Origin of the sequence: Luteitalea pratensis (genome assembly GCF_001618865.1) — a bacterium.
Lineage (GTDB): Bacteria > Acidobacteriota > Vicinamibacteria > Vicinamibacterales > Vicinamibacteraceae > Luteitalea > Luteitalea pratensis.
In genome coordinates, this window is record NZ_CP015136.1 from 4,059,324 (window position 1) to 4,078,551 (window position 19,228).

16 protein-coding genes are annotated in these 19,228 nt (G+C 66.9%); 12 read left to right on the plus strand and 4 right to left on the minus strand.

Annotation, left to right across the window (positions count from 1 at the left end; genetic code table 11):
* Positions 1-2: 2 nt before the first annotated feature.
* A complete protein-coding gene (locus LuPra_RS16630; protein WP_110171779.1) occupies positions 3-638 on the minus strand; it encodes a VanZ family protein in 636 nt (211 codons plus the stop codon).
* Positions 639-665: 27 nt separating this feature from the next.
* On the opposite strand from LuPra_RS16630, the gene aat reads away from it, so the two are divergent.
* The 4 genes from aat to LuPra_RS16650 all read left to right on the plus strand — a co-directional run bounded on the left by aat (position 666) and on the right by LuPra_RS16650 (position 6,902).
* The gene (gene aat, locus LuPra_RS16635; RefSeq protein WP_110174734.1) at positions 666-1,265 is read left to right on the plus strand and encodes a leucyl/phenylalanyl-tRNA--protein transferase; all 600 of its coding nucleotides are present in this window, start codon (positions 666-668) and stop codon (positions 1,263-1,265) included.
* A 71-nt stretch (positions 1,266-1,336) separates the two neighbouring features.
* A complete protein-coding gene (locus LuPra_RS16640; protein ID WP_162271426.1) occupies positions 1,337-4,135 on the plus strand; it encodes a protein kinase domain-containing protein in 2,799 nt (932 codons plus the stop codon).
* Between the two features lie 367 nt (positions 4,136-4,502).
* Entirely contained in the window at positions 4,503-5,480 is a 978-nt protein-coding gene (locus LuPra_RS16645; RefSeq protein ID WP_110171781.1) for an aldo/keto reductase, read from the plus strand.
* 3 nt (positions 5,481-5,483) lie between these two features.
* Positions 5,484-6,902 carry an L-serine ammonia-lyase gene (locus tag LuPra_RS16650; protein WP_110171782.1) on the plus strand — a complete coding sequence of 473 codons (1,419 nt, stop codon included), beginning with the start codon at positions 5,484-5,486 and terminating at the stop codon, positions 6,900-6,902.
* 92 nt (positions 6,903-6,994) lie between these two features.
* Here LuPra_RS16650 and LuPra_RS16655 read toward each other — a convergent pair whose 3' ends face one another.
* A complete protein-coding gene (locus tag LuPra_RS16655; protein ID WP_110174735.1) occupies positions 6,995-7,402 on the minus strand; it encodes an RNA recognition motif domain-containing protein in 408 nt (135 codons plus the stop codon).
* 284 nt (positions 7,403-7,686) lie between these two features.
* Between LuPra_RS16655 and LuPra_RS16660 the strand changes: the two genes are divergently transcribed.
* The 8 genes from LuPra_RS16660 (at position 7,687) to LuPra_RS16695 (ending at position 16,555) form a co-directional block, all read left to right on the plus strand.
* Positions 7,687-9,480 carry an alpha/beta hydrolase family protein gene (locus LuPra_RS16660; protein ID WP_110171783.1) on the plus strand — a complete coding sequence of 598 codons (1,794 nt, stop codon included), beginning with the start codon at positions 7,687-7,689 and terminating at the stop codon, positions 9,478-9,480.
* Complete coding sequence (locus LuPra_RS16665; protein WP_157899289.1) at positions 9,441-10,145, plus strand: DUF2490 domain-containing protein; 705 nt, start codon at positions 9,441-9,443, stop codon at positions 10,143-10,145. The genes LuPra_RS16660 and LuPra_RS16665 overlap by 40 nt, the downstream gene beginning before the upstream one ends.
* Positions 10,146-10,457: 312 nt before the next feature.
* The gene (locus LuPra_RS16670) at positions 10,458-11,222 is read left to right on the plus strand and encodes a DUF2490 domain-containing protein (protein ID WP_157899290.1); all 765 of its coding nucleotides are present in this window, start codon (positions 10,458-10,460) and stop codon (positions 11,220-11,222) included.
* Between the two features lie 213 nt (positions 11,223-11,435).
* The gene (locus LuPra_RS16675; RefSeq protein WP_157899291.1) at positions 11,436-11,966 is read left to right on the plus strand and encodes a hypothetical protein; all 531 of its coding nucleotides are present in this window, start codon (positions 11,436-11,438) and stop codon (positions 11,964-11,966) included.
* A gap of 261 nt (positions 11,967-12,227) precedes the next feature.
* Positions 12,228-12,515: a ubiquitin-like small modifier protein 1 gene (locus LuPra_RS31980; RefSeq protein ID WP_157899292.1), complete on the plus strand. Its 288-nt coding sequence runs from the start codon at positions 12,228-12,230 to the stop codon at positions 12,513-12,515.
* A 2-nt stretch (positions 12,516-12,517) separates the two neighbouring features.
* Positions 12,518-13,633, plus strand: coding sequence for a WD40/YVTN/BNR-like repeat-containing protein (locus LuPra_RS31985; RefSeq protein WP_157899293.1), 1,116 nt, complete (start codon positions 12,518-12,520; stop codon positions 13,631-13,633).
* Positions 13,634-13,877: 244 nt separating this feature from the next.
* Positions 13,878-14,786, plus strand: coding sequence for a hypothetical protein (locus LuPra_RS16690; protein ID WP_110171788.1), 909 nt, complete (start codon positions 13,878-13,880; stop codon positions 14,784-14,786).
* Between the two features lie 50 nt (positions 14,787-14,836).
* Positions 14,837-16,555: a phosphodiester glycosidase family protein gene (locus LuPra_RS16695; protein WP_110171789.1), complete on the plus strand. Its 1,719-nt coding sequence runs from the start codon at positions 14,837-14,839 to the stop codon at positions 16,553-16,555.
* 102 nt (positions 16,556-16,657) lie between these two features.
* Here LuPra_RS16695 and LuPra_RS16700 read toward each other — a convergent pair whose 3' ends face one another.
* Both LuPra_RS16700 and LuPra_RS16705 read right to left on the minus strand, forming a co-directional pair.
* Positions 16,658-18,328 (minus strand): hypothetical protein, encoded by a 1,671-nt coding sequence (locus LuPra_RS16700; protein WP_157899294.1) that lies wholly within the window; start codon positions 18,326-18,328, stop codon positions 16,658-16,660.
* Positions 18,325-19,227 carry an ABC transporter ATP-binding protein gene (locus LuPra_RS16705; protein ID WP_110171791.1) on the minus strand — a complete coding sequence of 301 codons (903 nt, stop codon included), beginning with the start codon at positions 19,225-19,227 and terminating at the stop codon, positions 18,325-18,327. Before LuPra_RS16705 ends, LuPra_RS16700 begins: the two co-directional genes overlap by 4 nt.
* Position 19,228: the final 1 nt, after the last annotated feature.

Below are 19,228 nucleotides of genomic sequence, written 5' to 3' on the forward strand. Positions count from 1 at the left end.
GTTCAGCGCCCCGTGCGGGCGGCTGCCCAACGTGCGCCGAGGAATGCGCCCAGTGCATTGCTCATGACATCGGTCGTCGTCGGCAGGCGGCCGTGTGAATACACCTGGAACAACTCGACCGCCGTCGACAGGAGAATCGCCCCTCCTACGATCAGGTAGGGACGCCTCTCCGAGGCGTCCATCTCCGCGGCGTCCCTCTCCGAGGCGTCCATCTCCGCGGCGTCCCCCTCCGAGGCGTCCATCTCCGAGGCGTCCCTCGCCGAGGCGTCCATCTCCGCGGCGTCCATCGTCGCAGATGCGCCCTCACGCGTGTCGCGTGGACGTGGAGATGGACCGCTCGGAGAGCGGTCCCTACCAAGGAAAGAACGGTCCCTATCAAGGAAAGAGCGGTCCCTACCAAGGAAGGAGCAGTCCCTACCCAAGAAGGCCGACGCAGAGTAACCGAAGGGCAGGAACAACAGGATGTTGAGCAGGAAGTCGACCGGCCGCACGCGCTGCGAAAATGGCACCCACTCCACCTTCGCCCAGTGACTGTGCCCCACGTAATACGTGGACCACGGCATCGTGGTAGCGGCGACGATGAGTGTCACGCTGACGATCAGCAGCAGGAGCGCGGTCCCTCTCGCGGTAGAAGCCATCCGCAGGTATCGTAGCCTCAGAGACTCATGCGTCCCCGGCCCAGGCAGACCATCGACCCGGAATTGCTCCTGCGCGCGTACGCGCTCGGCTGGTTTCCCATGGGCACGGGACGACGCGGCCGGATCGAGTGGTTTTCACCCGATCCGCGTGGCATCCTGCCGCTCGGCACTTTCCATGCGCCCGCTCGACTGCAACGGGTCGTCCGGCAATCGCGCTTCGAGGTTCGCATCGACACCGCGTTCGAGGCAGTGATGCGTGCGTGCGCGGCCCGCGAAGAGACGTGGATCACCGAGGACATCCTCAGCAGCTACGTGTCGTTGCACGGGCTCGGTTTCGGTCACTCCGTCGAGACCTGGCAGGACGAGGAACTGGTCGGCGGACTGTACGGGGTCGCCATCGGCGGTGCCTTCTTCGGCGAATCGATGTTCCACACCGTCACCGATGCGTCCAAGGTCGCGCTGGTGGCGCTCGTCGACCGCCTGCGTACGCGTGGCTTCGGGCTGCTCGACACCCAATGGGTGACGCCGCATCTCGTGCAGTTCGGGGCAACCGAGGTTCCTCGAGCCGAGTACCTCGAACGGCTTGCGGCCGCCCTGCCACTGGAGTGCCGCTTCGATGGCCCGTGAGTCGGCCCGCTGCCGGCGACCGTGATCCTGAGCGGCCCGTTGCCGTAGGCAGTACACTACCGCGACCCTGCATGCCTGGCGATTCGGAGGCGCTGTACGAGCACGTGTCCCGTGCGTTGGCCGATGGCGAGCCCATCGACTGGGATGCGCTCGCCGTCGATCCGAGGACACGCGCGACGCTGCAGCAATTGCGGGTGCTGTCCGAAGTGGCCCGGCTGCACCGTGACACGCTGCCCGACCCCGCCGCCGCCGCGCTCCCGCCTCCGCCCCTGCAGGCCGGCGACTTCTGGGGGCACCTCACGCTGCGTGGGGAACTCGGGCGTGGCGCGCGAGGCCACGTCTATCGCGCCTGGGACCCGCAACTCGATCGCGAGGTGGCCCTCAAGCTCACGGTGGATCGGGACACCAAACGGGGAAGCAAGGACATCATCGCCGAGGCGCGCCTGCTGGCGCGCGTGAAGCATCCGCACGTCGCCACGGTGTTCGGCGCCGAGCGTCGGAGTGGCCTCGTCGGCCTGTGGATGGAACTGGTCGAGGGCGAGACGCTCGAGGCCATGTTGCTGCGGGTCGGGCGCTTCAATGCACGCGAGGTGGCGCTCATCGGCATCGACGTCTGTTCGGCGCTGTCGGCTGTGCACGCGGCGGGCCTGCTGCATCGCGACGTGAAGGCGCAGAACGTCATGCGCGACCGCAACGGGCGCCTGGTGCTGATGGACTTCGGCACTGGCCGCGACGCGGTGTCGGACGAGGGGGCGTTCGTCCACGACGAAGTCGGCACGCCGCTGTACATGGCACCCGAGCTGTTTCGGAGCGGCAAGGCCAGCGTCCAGAGCGATATCTACAGCGTCGGCGTCCTGCTGTATCGGCTCGTCACCGGCTCGGTTCCGATCGAGGCGCATTCCCCCGAGTCCCTCAAGGCGGCACATTTCGCGGGACAGCGGGTCCGTCTCGCCGATGTCCGCAGCGACCTGCCGCTCGCCTTCATCCGGGTCGTCGAACGCGCGCTCTCGGTCGACCCCACCGAGCGTTATCGGAGTGCGGGCGAACTCGAAATGGCCCTCTCGGGACTGCTCGTGCCGATCGAACCGGCACACCCCGTGAAGGCGAGAGGGCAGCGGCTTGTGACGATTGGCGCGGCGCTGGGATCGCTTGTCGCGGGACTGGCCATCGGTGGGTCGTGGTGGGCATCGCGGCCTCCAGTGCCGCAAGAGGTGAGGTTCGCAGTCTTCCCTGTCGGCCCCCGCGACGAGGTGCAGAGCCTCGCGCTCTCGCCTGACGGGCTGCGGCTGGCATACGTCTCCGCGGGACGGCTGCAGGTGCGGCGGATGAACGACGTCGCTGCCGTCGAGTTCGAACAGACGCAGGGGGTACGCGATCCCTTCTGGTCGCCGGACGGACAGTGGATCGCCTTCTTTCGGGGCGTGTCGGTGTGGAAGGTACGCGCCTCCGGCGGGGAACCGCAGATGGTGGCCCCCGCGCGCAGGCCGTCGTCCGGATCCTGGGGACCTGACGACACGCTGCTGTACTCGATCGATCACGGTTCGTCGATCGTCGCGGTCCATGCCGGTGGCGGCACGCCCCGGGTGATTCGCGCGCAGCACTCGGGGCTGCGCACTGAACTGGCGTGGCCCGTCTGGACCAACGATGGCGCGCATTTCGTCTACTCGGCCGTCAGCGCGCGTTCTGGTCGCCGGGTGCTGTACCTGGCGGCGGCAGCCGACGGCGTGGACACGCCGGATCGTGAGTTGGGCAACATCGCCTCCAACGCGCTGGTCGTCGGCGACCGTGTCTTGTTCGTGAAGGCGGGTCAACTGCAGGCGCAGCATCTGGACGTGCGCGCCGGCGTCCTGGTGGGCGAGGCCATGCCGGTGACCGACGGTGTCGCCATCAATCCGTACGATGCCGGCGACGCCGAGATGTCGGTAGCCATGCCCCTCGCGCCCAGACCCGGCCAGGGCGGGCCGGCGTTCGCGACGGTCGCGTACGTCGGCGTGAGCCAGAGTCCGCGACAGATGGCCATCGTCGACGCGTCGGGCAGGCTCGTCGAATCGCTCACGTCCGCCGAGACACGGGACATGCGGCTCTCGCCCGACGGACGGATGGTCGCCGTCGAAGAAGTCGATGTAGAGACAGGGACTCGCGAGATCTGGGTGCACGACCTGGAGCGCCGATCCCGGATCCGGCTGACGCAACACCCGGCCGAGGACATCGCGCCGGTGTGGTCGCGCGACAGCGGCTTCGTGTACTTCATCTCGGCGCGCACGGGTCGCTGGACCCTGTTCGGCATCTCGGCGCATGGCGGCCAGCGCGAAGTGGAGCTCTTCGCGTTCGACGGACGTGTCATCCCGAACGAGATCACGCCGGATGGTCGTTCGCTGGTGTTCCAGCGGCTCGACCAGCAGGGCGGGTGGGACATCTGGATCCGATCGATGGCGGGTGGCGAAGCGACGCCGCTGGTGCAGTCGAGCCACAACGATCACGAACCCGCGATCTCACCTGACGGGCGGTACCTCGCCTATTCCACGCCGGAGTCTGGCGGACAGCAGGTGTGGGTGATGCCGCTGCCGGCCGACGGGCGGCGCTGGCGGGTGTCGTCCGACTATGGCCGGGAGCCTGCCTGGAGCGCGGATGGCCGCATGCTCTACTTCCACGGGCTGAATCGAACCCTGATGCGGGCGAGTGCGGACCTCACCGGGAACACGCCGATACTCGGCGTCGCGCAAGGGCTCTTCACGATTCCGTTCCGCGGCTACGACATGCGATCCCATTTCGCCGCCTTTCCGGGTGGGACACGCTTCCTCGTCAGCGTGCCACCTGACGCTCTGCCTCCCGCGTCGGCCACGGTCATCCTCAACGCGCCGATCCCCTGATCCGATCGGACACCTCTTCGTTGGTAGGGACCGCTCTCCGAGCGGTCCTCCTCCTCCCTGATGCATCACGATTCGTTGGTAGGGACCGCTCTCCGAGCGGTCCACTCCTCCCTGACACATCACGATCCGTTGGTAGGGACCGCTCTCCGAGCGGTCCACTTCCTCCCTGATGCATCACGATTCGTTGGTAGGGACCGCTCTCCGAGCGGTCCACTTCCTCCCTGATGCATCACGATTCGTTGGTAGGGACCGCTCTCCGAGCGGTCCACCTCCTCCCTGATGCTTCACGACAATATGGGAGGCCTGGAGGTGAGGAGATGGACGCCTCGGAGAGGCGTCCCTACCTCGATACACATAGAATCTACCAATGCAGACACGCCAACTCGGGCGCACCGACCTTCACATCACGGCGATCGGCTTCGGAGCGTGGGCCATCGGCGGCGAATGGCGCTTCGGTTGGGGCCCCCAGGACGATACCGACTCCATTGCGGCCATCCGGCAGGCAGTCAGCCGCGGCATGAACTGGATCGACACGGCGCCGGCATATGGTCTCGGGCATTCTGAGGAGGTGGTCGCCAGCGCACTCGCGGACATTCCGCGCGCCGACCGGCCGTACGTCTTCACGAAGTGCAGCCTCGTATGGGGCGAGGATCGGGTCGTCACGCATGACGTGTCGGGCCCGTCCATCCGCCGTGAAGTCGAGGAAAGCCTGCGCCGGCTCCAGATGGACGCCATCGACCTCTACCAGATTCACTGGCCGCGCTGGCATTCGGCGCCGGCGCCGTCACCGGGCAGCGTCGCCGAAGCGTGGGAGACACTGGCTGACCTGAAGCAGCAGGGGAAGGTCCGCCATATCGGTGTCTCGAACTTCACCGTCAACGACCTCGAGACCGCCGAGGCCATCGCGCCAGTCGGGTCATTGCAGCCGCCATACTCGATGCTGCGCCGTGGCATCGAAGCCGACCTGCTGCCGTATTGCCGCGACAAGAACATCGGTGTGCTCGGGTACAGCCCGATGCTGTCGGGCCTGCTGACCGGCGCGATGACGCGTGAGCGGATCGCGGCACTGGCCGACAGCGACTGGCGTCGGAACAACAAGGAATTCCAGGAGCCGCAGCTCTCGGCCAACCTTGTGCTCGTCGACCTCTTGCGCGCCATTGGCGCGCGCCACGGGCGGTCGGCGGGGGAGGTCGCCATCGCATGGACGCTCCGGCATCCGGTCGTGACGGCCGCCATCGTCGGCGGCCGATCGGCGGCGCAGGTCGATGGCGTGGTCGGCGCGGCCGGGTTCACGTTGTCGTCCGGAGAACTGGCGGAGATCGAACACGCGCTGCCGCGTGCCTGAGGCATGACCGACGAACGGCTGTCGATCGTCGACATCTTCAAGATCGGCGTGGGCCCGTCGAGTTCCCACACCCTCGGGCCGTGGCGTGCCGCGCAGCAGTGCCTGGCGCGATGGGCTTGGTCGCCCGGCCTGGAGGGCCTGACGACGATCGACGCCCATCTCTACGGATCGCTGGCGAAGACCGGCCGCGGACACGGGACCGACATCGCCGTCATCGCCGGGTTGCTGGGCGCCGACCCCGAGGTCTGCGACATGACCGACGTGCATGCCCGCGCGCAGCGAGCGCTCGAGGAGCACGCCATCACGCTGCCCGGCGGCGACCGCGTTGGCCTGCACGTGCACTTCCATACCCACGAGTCACTGCCGGCTCATCCGAACGGTCTGCGCTTCGAAGGGCAGTGGGCCGATCAGCGCCAGGAGCAGTTGACGTGCTTCTCCATCGGCGGCGGCTTCGTCGCATGGGAGTCAGACGATGGGCAGCCGCGCAGCACCGTGACACTGCCGTACCCCATCGACACCGCCGACGATCTGCTGCGATGGTGTCGTGAGACGGGGCTGTCGATTTCCGGTGTCGTGCTGGCCAACGAGGCGGCGTGGCGGCCCGAGGCCGAGACGCGCGCGTTCGTCGGCCGCGTGTGGCAGGTGATGCGCGAATGCATGCACCGCGGCTGCCACACACCGGGCCTCCTGCCAGGCGGGTTGAACGTGCGCCGGCGGGCCGCCGACCTGAACGCACGACTGGTGGGGGACACCGGCGCGAGCGACATCGACGCCTGGTTCAAGGCGATCGGCGCCCGCGGTCATGGGTTTGCGTGGACCCTCGACTGGGTCACGGCCTTCGCGCTCGCCGTCAACGAGGAGAACGCGTGTTTCGGACGCGTCGTCACCGCGCCGACCAACGGCGCGGCAGGGGTGGTGCCTGCCGTCCTCGCCTACGACGTGGTCTTCGGCACGGGGCCTGCCACATTCGACCGTATCGTGCGCTTCCTCGTCACCGCGTCGGAAGTGGGCTGCCTGTTCAAGAAGGGCGCGACGATTTCGGCCGCGATGGGTGGGTGCCAGGCCGAGATCGGCGTCTCGTCGGCAATGGCCGCCGCGGCGCTCGCGGAGGTGAACGGCGGATCACCGAGCCAGGTGCTGATGGCTGCGGAGATCGCCATGGAGCACCACCTCGGCCTCACCTGCGATCCCGTCGGCGGGTTGGTGCAGATTCCGTGCATCGAGCGCAACACGATGGGCGCGATCAAGGCGATCACCGCGGCGCAACTCGCCCTCTCGAGCGATCCCGCGCATGCGAAGGTCTCGCTCGACGCCGTGATTCACACGATGTGGGCGACAGCACAGGACATGAGCGCGAAGTACAAGGAAACGGCCGACGGCGGCCTTGCGTTGCACATTCCGCTGAGCCTCTCGGAATGCTAGGTCGCGTCGACAGACGCGACACGAGGTAGCCTGCAGGCTGCAGGCTGCAGCCTACGAGAAAGGGCCGACTCGATCCAGTCGGCCCTTCGTTCCTACCAGCGTGGCTCGCGACGGCCACCGCCGCCACCACCGCCGCCATACCCTCCACCACCGCGACCACCGCCGCCGCCCGGCTTGCGCCCGCCACCACCACCGGGGCGGCCGCCACCGAATCCACCGCCCCCACCACCGAAGTCGCCGGGGCCGCGCTCCGGACGGGGACGCGCTTCGTTCACCGCAATCGCGCGGCCACCGAGCTGCGCGCCATCGAATTGCTGGATCGCCTTCTGGGCGTCGTCGTCGTTCGCCATCGAGACGAACGCGAAACCGCGTGGGCGGCCGGTCATGCGATCGCGCATGACGGTGACGCTCTCCACGGCACCAGCCTGCGCGAACATCTCCTCGAGTTCGGGCTCACTGATCTGGTATGGGATGTTCCCGACGAACAGGCTCTTCGCCACTGCCGATCCTCCTTGCCTGACGATGCCGGCCGCGTCCCGGGGAGGGTCCACGACCACTCGGAAGATGCCGGAGGCCTCGTGGTCTCCGCTCACAGGCACGCGAGCAGAATCGAGTCAGGCGGGCTCGAAACTCGTGGCGTAGAGTCTGGCTGTCCTTCCAACCTGTGACGGTACCACTGAGGCGCGTCGCCTGCAACGGGTGGCGACCCCTCGACGAACCTGAGTGGACAGGCACCACCGGAGTCGCTTGCCTCGGCCCGTGGCTCGTGCATACAGTGCGCGTCATGGTCGTGCTGATCCTCGCTCTTCTGGCCCAATCGCCGGCGCCGGCGGCAGCCACGCCGCCCGCCGTGACCGCGGCCGCTGCCGATCGCCGCAACGTCGAGGTCCCCGACACCGACACGCACATGGTGCTGGCCGATTTCGCCACGAAAGACGCCTGGGAAGCCCACCGCGCCCGCGTGCGGCTGCAGATCCTCACCGCCGCCGGGCTCGATCCAATGCCCGAGAAGACGCCGCTCCATCCCCAGCGCTTCGGCAAGCTGGAGCGGGACGGCTACACCATCGAGAAGGTGCTGCTCGAGACCTGGCCCGGGTTCTTTCTCGGCGGCAACCTGTACGTGCCGACGACGCCTGGCAAGCATCCGGCGGTGGTGTCGCCGCATGGCCACTGGAATTACGGTCGCCTGGAGCATCAGCCGCTGGCGTCGATACCGCTGCGAGCGGCGAACCTGGCGCGGCGTGGCCATGTCGTCTTCATCTACGACATGGTCGGATACAACGACACGATCCAGGTGCCGCATTCGTTCAACGGCCGCCGCGAAACGCTGTGGGCCTTCAGTCCGCTCGGCCTGCAGTTGTGGGACTCGATCCGCGTCGTGGACTACATCGCATCGCTCCCCGAAGTGGATGACACCCGCATCGGCGCCACTGGCGCCTCCGGGGGCGGGACGCAGACGTTCCTGCTCGCCGCCGTGGACGATCGCATCGCCTACGCCGCGCCGGTCAACATGGTGTCGGCCTACATGCAGGGCGGGTCGTATTGTGAGAATGCTCCAGGGCTTCGCCTCGGGATCAGCAACCTGGACATCGCCGCGACACTGGCGCCCAAACCGATGCTCCTGATTTCCGCGACCGGCGACTGGACCAAGCACGTGCCCCAGGAGGAGTACCCGGCGATCAAACGGATCTACGACCTGTATGGGGCGGGCGAGAAGTTGACCGAGCACCAGGTCGACGCACCGCACAACTACAACCAGGAGACACGGGAGCACGTGTACCGCTTCCTCGACCAGCAGGCGTTCGGGCGCACCGATGACGGCAAGGAGAAGTCGGCGCCGATCGAGAAGCTGGGCGACATGCTGGCGCTGATGAACCATCCGCTGCCAGCACACGCGCTGAACTACGATGGACTCCTTGCCGACTGGCAGCGCGTGGCCCGTGCGCAGGCCGACGCCACCGAGGATCTGGTCGTGCTGCGGGCGCGGTTCGCACGGGTGCTGGCCGTGCCGTCACTGGCACACGTGTCACGCGATTGGATGGGCGTCATCAGCCGAGGTGATGGCGATCGCATCCTCAGCGCGTGGACCCCTGGCAAGGGACGCCCGCTGGTCGTCGTCCATCCCGACGGCGTGCCCGCGGGGCTCGCGCTCCCCGAGGTCGAGGCGGCGAGAAAGGCGAAGCGCCCGCTGCTGGTCCTCGGCGTGTTCCAGACAGGATCGTCGGTCGCGCCGCGCAAACGAACACATAACCACTGGCTGACCTTCAACGTGAGCGACGACCAGGCGCGCGTGCACGACATCGCGGCGAGCCTGGCCTGGTTGAAGGTCGACGGGGGCGCCGACGTCCTCGCCACGGGAGCGGCCCGCTACTGGGCCGCCGTGGCAGTCGCGGCGACAGGGGGATCGCATGCCCTGGCGTTCGACGTCAACGCGCTCAGCGGCGACGACCAGGTCCTGGAGGAGCAGTGTTTCATCCCGGCGCTGCAGCGGGCAGGCGGCCTGCGCACCGTGCAGCGACTGGTTGCAAGGAGTGATTCGTGGCCGCGTTCGTCCTCAGGGCAGGGCTCGTTACGGTAATGATGTTCGCGTGGGCGTCTGCCGCCCGCGCGCAGTCCAGTCCAGCAGTGCAGGATCTTCAAGCCTGGGTGTTGTTGCTCGGTCAGATTCCTGTCGGCGATCAGTGGCTGATTCACGCGGAGGTACAACCGCGCTTCAACGACGACATCAGTCAGGCGGACCAGTTGCTGCTCCGCGGCGGAATCGGCCGCCGTTTCGGGCGGCGGGTCACGGCGTGGGCAGGCTACGGGTACGGCCAGAAATGGAACGGGGCGCCTGTCACGCACGAGCAGCGCACGTGGGAGCAGGTGAACGCGACCCTGCCGAAGCTGGGCAAGTGGGCGCCGTCGATGCGATTCCGGCAGGAACAGCGCTTCCTCGAGCAGTCGGGCGATTGGTCGCACAGATTCCGCGCGCTCGGACGGGTCGTACACCCGATCGGCGCGAGTCCGTGGTCGTTTGCGGCGTGGGATGAGTGGTTCGTGACGTTGGACGACACGGCCAACGGGCCGCGCCAGGGCTTCGACCAGAATCGCGTGTACCTCACGGCGCTCCGCAAGATCTCGTCGGCCGTCACGCTCGAGTGCGGATACATGTGGCAGCACTCGGCGGCAACCACGAAGGCGCCCGAGCGAAACGGCCATACGCTGTTCACGTCGTTCACGTACGCACCGCCGGTGAGGTAGGGCCGCGAGCGTCGAGCAAGTTCGACGCCGACATTATTTGGGCTGTAGCCGTCGACCTTGGTCGACGGGCGGCGCAGGGTCGAAATCGAGGACCGCCGGTGAGTAGCAAGGGCCGTCCCTTGAGCGCCGAAGCCTTGGCGGAGGCGACCAGCCCGGCGTTCCCGTCCTCGAGGGATGACTGACGCGCGACCGTCCGGCATAATTGTGCTTGCTTCTGTCGTGCCCCCATTGATTGTCACGCTTATGGTTCGCCGGTTCAGGAGCGCAGCTCCTTGCAAGGTTTCTGCGCGCGTGGCCCGTACACGACGCGTCGTGACGTCGCTGGTCCGCCTCACGGTGCTCGCGACCGTCCTGGCCATGTGCCCGGGTTCAGCATCCGGGCAAGCCATCGTCGACCAGTGGGACGCGCAGCTCTGGGTGCAGTGGAACAGCCAGATTCCAGTCGCGGACACCTGGGGTCTCATCCTCGAGGCGCAGCCCCGTTGGAACGAGAACTTCAGCCACTACGACCAGGTGACCCTTCGCGCGGGGCTGTTCAAGCGCGTCACGCCAAAGCTGCAGGTGAGCGCGGCATACGCATTCGTCCCGAGGCACACGGTCCTCGGCACGCTCTACGAGCACCAGGCGTACGAGCAGGCGTCGTTCGTCCTGCCTCGGATAGGGAAGTGGACGGCGCAGGCGCGCGTGCGCGAGGACCAGCGGTATCTCGGGCAATGGGGCGAGCTCTCGCACCGGATGCGGGAGCAGTTCCGGTTCACGCGTCCGATCCCGAGCGTGCCCTCGTGGGCGATGGTGCTGCACCAGGAGCTGTTCATCAACTGGAGCGACACGCACCTGGGTCCCGCGGCGGGGTTCGACCAGCACCGCTTGTTCGCGGGCGTGAATCATCCGGTGACGAGTGCGATCGCCGTCGAGGCCGGGTACATGTGGCAGGAAGTCTTCCGGCTTGGACTGCGCCCGGAGCGTCACAACCACATCGCGATGCTGCAGTTCCAGTTCCGGCCACGTCGCGGCAGTGCACCGCTGCCGCCCGCCGCCCCCATGACTCTGACGCCAAGCAGTCGCGCCGAGGAGTAGTCGCACGAACCAGGGGCTGCCTTCCACGGCGCCTTGTTCCGAAGTTCGCCCCGCGGCAGACCGAAGGCGGAGGCAGCGCGGATATCGGTCCGCGATATCGGCGAGAGTCTGTGCGAGAAGGCTACTGCCGTACTGGCGCTGGTCTTGCCCTGCACAAGGCGGCGCCGCGCTGTGGCGTCCACTCATGGGCGTGTGGCCCGGGCGAGGTCCGTCGTGTCCCTTCTCCAACCAGACGCTGCCGCTTCCATTGGCGGGGCTGCGCGCCGCCTCCATCTCTACGTCGTCAAGAGCGTCACGGAAGTCGCCGCGGCGACGCGGCAGGCGCCGCGCGCCACGGGGACCTCATCGCGGCCTGGCGAGCGCGTGCTGCTCGACGAGTGGCGCGAAGCGCATTGGACCTTGCGGCTTCGCCTCCGGGAGGTCGCGCAGGAGGGTCAGCATGGCGACCTGGAGCCGCTGTACGACGCGGCACGGCGAGCTGACAACCTGCTGACGGAGTTCTATCAGTTGCGCGCCGAACATCTCGCCCGCAGGTTGCGGGCCGCGTTGATCGCTGGAGTTCCCGCCGCCGAGACGCACTCGCCCGACCGGGAACTCGTCGACGATGAGGAGCACGTCCTGTTGTGGCACTTTCGTGCCCTGGCGGCAGAGGATCGCGCATCCTTGCTGCGGCTCGCGTCGCGGCTTGGTGACTCCCGCACACTGCCTCGTCGGTCGGCCTCGCCCCTTGTGCCAGCCACGTAGACGACGCATACGAACGTGGCCGCGCGACCGGACTACATTTCGCGCGTCCGCAGCCGCTCCAGGGACACCGCTGCAACCTCGAGCGTGTCGGCCTGGCCGCAAGCGGCTGTCGCCGCGTTTGGCGCAACGCGTCACGTCGGCTTTGCTTGCCAATCGACTGGCGACCCGCTGACGCCGGCTGAGCGCGACTTGGCACTCGACGTCAGGTTCCGACACAAACGATTGCGTGCGGTGGGGCCGCGCGGTACGCTCGCGCCATCCGTGTCAGAGATCCCCACCGTCATCGTCTTCGTACCGGCGCCGCTGCGCCAGTACTGCGGCAATGCATCCGAACTGGTCGTGTCGGCCGACACGGTACAGCAGGCTCTCGGCGAGATGGAACGCACGCAGCCGCAGCTATACCGAAACGTGTGCGACGAGACCGGAGCGATCCGACGGCACCTCAACGTGTTCGTCAACGACGACAACGTGCGCGACCTCGATGGCGTCGCGACCAGGCTGAGGCGGGAGGACGTCGTCACGATCCTTCCCGCCGTTTCAGGAGGCTGAGCATGGCTGACCGTGTGCTTCTCACCATTGGCACGAAGAAGGGCGTGTTCGTCGCTGAGTCCGCCAAGAAGCGGGGCCGTTTTGATCTGCGTGGTCCCTTCGGCGAAGGCGTGCCGGTGTATTCGAGCCTCGTCGATACGCGCGGCAGCACCCCGAAGATCTACGCGTCGAGCTGCAATCCGTTCTTCGGCATGAAGGTGTTGAAATCGACCGACCTGGGCCGATCGTTCAAAGAGACGAAGTCCGCTCCTGCGTTCCCGAAGGACGATGGACGCGCGCTCGCGAACATCTGGTCGCTCGAGATGGGCGCCGGCAAGAAGGAACTGCTGGCGGGCGTCGAGCCTGCGGCATTGTTCCGCAGCCCCGATGGCGGCGACTCGTGGGCGTTGGTCGACGGCATCAGCAATCATCCGCACGCACGTCAATGGCAGCCCGGCAACGGCGGCCTGTGCATGCACACGATTGTCCGCAGCGGCGACCGGGTGCACCTCGGCATTTCCACCGGTGGTCACTACCTCAGTGAGGACGGCGGCCAGACGTTCGTTGCGTCGAACGAGGGTGTCGGCGCCGGTTTCTCGCCCAATCCGTATCCCGAATTCGGCCAGTGCGTGCACAAGATCGCGCGGCACGAAGACCTGCCCTCCCGGCTCTACATGCAGAACCACGGCGGCTGGTCCGAGTGGGCGGGCCCCGGCGGGCCGCGACCCGGCATCGGCGTGCTCAGGAGCGACGACTACGGTCATAGCTGGCGATCGATCGCGGATGGCCTGCCGAGTGACTTCGGATTCCCGATCCTCGTGCACCCGCACGATCCGGACACGGTGTATGTGGCACCGCTCGAGCCGTCCACGCGCACGTGTCCGGGAGGCACGCCGGCGATATGGCGCAGCGAGAACGGCGGCGGCTCGTGGCGCAAGCTCACGAAGGGCCTGCCGCGCAAGGCGAGCTACTTCACCATCCTCAGGGATGCGATGGACGTCGATCGGTTGAAGACGCCGGCGCTCTATTTCGGCACGACGACCGGTCAGCTGTGGATCGGGCGCGAAGGCGGCGAGCAGTGGGACTGCGTGTTCGACGCGCTGCCTCCCATCCACAACGTCAAGGTCGCGATCGTGTGACAGTTCGGGCAGCGATTCGCACCCGGCCGTCCACCCACGGTCGAATTTCCACTCCGGCGTGCCGTCGTCGACCCCGAGCTGCTGCCGTCAGCCGCAGGCGATCCGGATTATTCTGACAGGGCCTGTCAGCGTGCGACGCTGGCCCCGTGAGCCCCATCGCGGCGACCCACGGTGAGGTGGCGCGTTCTTGACCGCTCCAAGGTGTTCAGGGCGGTTGGCACTGTGGCTACAGAGGATACGGATAATGATCAAGGCTGTCGTTCGAGCACTCCTTCGCAGGCTCGACTTAAGTTTGCAGAGGCGTCTCGCCCTCGGTACGCTCAACAACATCCTGACGACCGCGCCGGCTAGTGCACTCGCTGAGCTGAGAGTCCTCCATGAGGAAGGCGAGTGGTTTCAGGTCACCCTCGAAGATCGCATCCGGCAGATCAATTTGTCCGGCCGAGAGACCACGCGCGCCGATCAATCGCTTCGGACCTATCTGATGGAGGACGACGCGCCATGGAAAGCGCATCACCTCGACGCCATCGACATGCCTGGCATGATCTCTGACGAAGAAGCGCAATACTACGAATGGATCGGCCAAACGTACCTTGGCCGCGGAGAAGTGATCGAGCTCGGTCCGTGGCTCGGCAAGTCAACGCGGCACATCATTCGAGGGCTCAGGTCGAACCCGAAATTCAGCGACAAGCAACTTCACGTCTACGACGATTTCGTGTGGCGCACATCGTGGATGAACCAGTATGTCGACCAAGCGGATCGGCTTCCGAACCACGCCGACTTCCGCGCACTGTTTGATCGGTTCATTGGCGACGCGAGGCCGTTTCTGAACGTGGTCCGGGCCAAGATTTCCGATCACGACGGCAACGAATCGCTACCACCCATCAAGTGGCCCGGTTCCCCAATCGAGATCATGTATGTCGACTGCGGCAGGACCATGAAGGTGAACCAAGACTGGTTTGACACATTCTCCCCGAGCTTCATGCCAGGCATCACCCTGGTTGTCATGCAGGATTGGCGACTGCACCGGGAGCGTCCGCGCAAGGCTTACAACGAGACGCTTTGGTTTACCCAAGCGCACCCCGAACTCGAACTAATCCACGAGGTCAAGCACGGGGGGGTTGCGGCATTCCTTTTCAAGCCAGTCCCGTGACCCAAGGCGCGGTTTAGGGGACAAGCGCATTCGTGGCCGATGGAGGTGTGATGTCTTACCGAGCTGCCCGTTTGATCGTCGCTTCGGGTCTGGCGCTCTGGGGCGCGGCCGGAGTCCAGGCACAGACCGTCGTCACGCCGCTGTTTCCCGGCGTCACCCATATCAAGCGAACGGAGCCGTACCCGCAGTTCCAGTGTCCCGGGTGCCCCGCGCCGACGCCGAACCCACGCCTGGCGCGGATGAACATCCTGCTCATCGACCTGTGGTCACCCGCGGTCCACTTCAAGCTCACGCCGCCCGGAGAGAACCTGCCGGCTGTAGCCCCTGGCTCTACGACACCGAACTGGCCGGTCGTTCCCTTCGAGGTCGTCCGGCAGCGCACCCTCGACTTCCTCGACACGGCGCACGCGCAGGCGGCGATCAACGTTCACTTCTTCGCGCCGTTTCCGGTGCCCGGCGGATCGACCCAGGGCGCGTTTGCGTACGTGATCGGCCTGGCCGCCTCGCGCGGGAAGGTCTATTCGGGCTTCGAGTCGTCGCCCATCCAGAGCTACGCGATCGTCGCCAATGCTCCCGGGCTGAACGTCGACAAGTCCAACAACGCGAGCATCGTCCATCGTGATCCTGGCTCGGTCGACGGGATGGGCATCCTCGAGGGCGTGGAGCTGTGGAACGCGCTCGCTGGATCCGGTCAGATCCTGACAAATGGCGTCAAGACGATCCCGGAGTACACCGACGCCACCCACCCCGACGCGCTCCTCACCCCCGGCCCGGTGCCTCCCCTCGGCACGCTGCCGCTCACATACACGCGCGCCGGGCGCCACTGGTACGACCTGAGTAACGCGCGCACGGCCATCGGCGTGACCCAGGACGGCCGGACCATGGTCCTGTTCACAGTCGACGGCACCAACGGCGGCCATGGCATGCAAGTGGGCGAAGTCGCCGACCTGCTGAAGAACGACTACGGCGTCTGGAACGCGCTCAACCTGGACGGCGGCGGTTCCACGACCATGGCGGTCGAAGACCCCGTGACTCACCTGCGGAAGCTGGTGAACGTGCCCGCCGAGAATCCGCCACGCCTGGAGGCGACCAACTTCGCCGTGTACTCGGATGCCGTCGATCCGGTCACCACCGCGAAGGTGGATCCGTCGCCGAACGCCAACGGCTGGAACCAGGCCGCCGTCAGCGTGAGCCTCGAAGCGACCGACCTCGCGAGCGGTCTGACCGACACGCCCACCGGATGGGTCGACCTGCTCCGGTATTCGCTGGCCGGCGCGCAAACGGGCGGCGAGACGATCGTGCCGGGACACTCCGCGTCGTTCGCGGTCGCCCCGGAGGGCGTCACGACAGTCAGCTACTTCGCGACCGACGCCGCCGGCAACGAGGAGACAGCGCGCACGCTCGACGTCAAGATCGACGGTGTGCCTCCGGTCCTGAGCGGACTGCCCTCGGAGGGCTGCACGCTCTGGCCGGCGAACCACAAGCTCCAACGGGTCGCGGTCCTGGGCGCCAGCGACCCCGTGTCCGGCATCGCACGCGGATCTTTCCAGGTGACCGCCACCAGCAACGAGCCGATGGACCCGGGTGACGTGGTCGTCACCGAGGACGAGCACGGCGGACTGGTCGTTCAACTGCGTGCCGAGCGCTCGGGTGGCAACAAGTCAGGCCGCATCTACAACCTGACGATCACGGCGCAGGACGTGGCCGGCAACGAGGTGACCGCGACGGCCAACTGCGTTGTCCCGCACGACATGGGTAAGGGGAAGTAAGACCAGGCTCCGTAATGGCGTGGGACACGTCGAAGCCGCGGGGAAGCTGGGCGTCTCGTTGAACCGCCTGAACTCCCCTCGACTCCTCGCGCGTCCCTTTCTTCACGTATGGCGAATGCGGCTCAGCGACAAAGGCGCAAGGACGCTGGCCAGCAGCGGCAGCAGGACCGGCGACAGCATCCAGACGGCGTCCGTGGTGGGCATTCCGGCGAGCGACACGCCCGCCGCACGCAGCATCGTCAGCCATGCCGTCCCGAATGCCGCCGAGACCAGAACGGCGACACACGCCGAGCGCAGCGTCAGCAGTCGCTCCGCGAACGCCCTCCAGGAGAGGTAGGCCGTCGCCAGCACAATCGCCGGTGCGTCGATGAACCGTGTCGGTCCGAAGAGCAATCCAATCCCGCGGTGTCCGGCCAGCGCCAGCAGGACGAGGACGAGCCCCCAAGACAACATGTACAGCCACGTCGCGATGTTCAGCGAACGCGGATACCGTGCCGCGAGCGCCAGGATTGCAGCGACCAAGGCGACCATGACAGCGACCGCGACGCACGCGACGACTGCCAGTGCGACCTCCTGGTTACCGGTCAGCGCTCCGAGGGCGCCTTCGATCACACGAAGCTCACGGCGCAGATACTCGTTGCCGACCATGATGAACGACAGGGATGCCCAGGCACTCAGGCCGACCGCAAACAGCGCGGGCAACACGCAGGCCGACCTCACGAGCACTTTGAGGCTGGCGAGTCGAGCGGTTCCGTACGGCTGGGTCGCCTCGAACGCGCTCGCATACGCACGTCCCTGTCTCCAGCGAATACCGAAGGCATTGACCCCGAACATCAGCACGGCCATTACGGAGAGCATCGCCAAGCTCACGGCAAAACGATGGGCGACCTCGAAGGGACGCGTGATCGCGAACACCAGCGGATTCACGATCGCGAGTACCAATCCCATCGTCAGCACCGGCAGTCCACTGGACTTCATGTCGAACCACACCTGCGCCCGCGTCGCGGACGAGACCGGACACGGGAACCGGAACAGGTTGACGAGATCCTCCGGGAATCCTGGGAAGTCCACTGTCCGGGGCATGGCTGCCGGCGCATCGCCGTGGCGCTGGCGGGCCGCACTGGCGACCGCCACACCGAACGATGCCAGGCCAATCGCGCCGATCAGTGCATAGTCCGTGAGTGGGAAGTCGAAGAGCGTCGGCCACAGCTTCGGGGGCCAGTCGTAGCTGCCCTGGATCTCCACGGCTGTCAGGCGATGAACGGCCAAAGACAGCCAGGCCGAGGTGGCAACCATCACGCCCAGCATCTGAATGAGCCTGTTGCGGGTCGACCAGTTCGTCGCTGCCAGGACCAGATTGAGGGCCGCGATCCACGCGGCGACGGGCAGCAGCGGGAACGGATAACCGGAGGTCGCCCTCAGGACAAGCGCTGACACGAGATAGAGCGCAGCCGGCATCGCCGCGAGATACGCCATCGGGACGGCGACGAGTACCGACGTCCGCACCGGACGGGTGTAGAGGAGATGAAGCGGAAAACCGGGCCGCCCGCTCGTGAGCTTCGACAGCGACAGCCACCCCACGAAATGCAGCATGACGATGAGGGTGAGGGCGATTGCCGCGCTGAAGTCCTTGGCCACCTCGCGTTGGGACGAGAACACGGCCAGGACGGTCAGGCCCCCGACGATCCCCAGGACCAGACGCCAGGCGGCCTCGAGCCGTGTCAGGCGCCAGATTTCCCACAGCATGGCGACGATGGGTGAACGCATCGTCATGCCGCCTCCACCGGTTGGCGGCTGCGACCAGCGCGCGCCAGGAAGATCTCTTCGAGCGTGGCGTCGCGCGAGTCGACGACCTCGCCGCCGCGCGCGAGGACCGAGTGATGGAACTGCTCGAGCGATCCGCTGTGGACGACGCTCCACGTGCGGCCACCACCTTCCATGGCCAGCGCCGTCTCGAGAACCGGCGGTTGCTCGAAGTGCTCGACGAAGCGCACGCGGCTGCGCTGGTAGCCGCGGCGCACGTCGTCGAGTACGCCGCTGAGCATCACGCGCCCCTGGTGCATCAACGTCACGTGGTCCGACATCCGCTCCACCTCGTCGAGCAGGTGCGACGAGAAGATCACCGTCCGCCCGTCATCGGCCACGGTGCGGACGATGGCATCGAGGATGTCGCGGCGCACGACCGCGTCGAGGCCGGACGAGGGCTCGTCGAGAACCAGCAGCGCGGGACGATGGGCCACGGCTGCGATCAGGGCGGCCTGGGCACGCATGCCCTTCGAGAGCTCCTTGACCTTTTTGGCCGGGTCCAGCGCGAACGACTCGAGCAGCGCGCGCGCATACGCCGCATCCCATGTCGGATGGAAGGCCTGCGTGTAGCGCATCAGCTCGTCGACGCGCATCCACTCCGGCAGTTCGCGTTCCTCGGACAGGTAGCCGGCGCGGCTCAGCACGCCCACAGGGTCGCGAACCGGGTCGAGGTCGAAGACGCGCACCGAGCCGGTGGCGGCCCGCAGCAGGCCGAGCAGGTGCTTGAGGAGCGTCGTCTTGCCGGCGCCGTTGGCGCCTACGAGGCCGTAGACCTGCCCCGCGGCGGCGTGGAATGACACGCCGTCGAGCGCGCGCTTGCCGCCGAACGATCGCGAGAGGTCGATGACGTCGACTATCTGTCCCATG